This is a genomic window from Exiguobacterium sp. s189 (assembly GCF_018617615.1).
Lineage (GTDB): Bacteria > Bacillota > Bacilli > Exiguobacteriales > Exiguobacteriaceae > Exiguobacterium > Exiguobacterium aestuarii_A.
Map to the genome: position 1 here is coordinate 1 of NZ_JACSKM010000034.1, position 239 is coordinate 239.

The 239-nt window shown below is 44.8% G+C and carries 1 rRNA gene; it reads right to left on the reverse strand.

Annotated elements, in window-relative coordinates:
- A 5S ribosomal RNA gene (gene rrf, locus KNO99_RS15310) occupies positions 1 to 88 on the reverse strand; the annotation flags it as partial.
- Positions 89 to 239 lie beyond the last annotated feature (151 nt).

Here is a 239-nt window from a genome sequence, read left to right on the forward strand (position 1 = left end):
AGATCCCCCAACTACTTTCGGCGCTGAGACGCTTAACTTCCGTGTTCGGCATGGGAACGGGTGTGGCCGTCTCGCTATCGCCACCAGACAAGTATTATATTAACATTATTTATCGATAATGTCAACATATTTTAGAGAGATTGTTCTCTCAAAACTGAGGATTCATCAACACAAACCGTTAGACTAGATCAAAGCCTCGACCGATTAGTATCATTCAGCTCCACGTGTCACCACGCTTC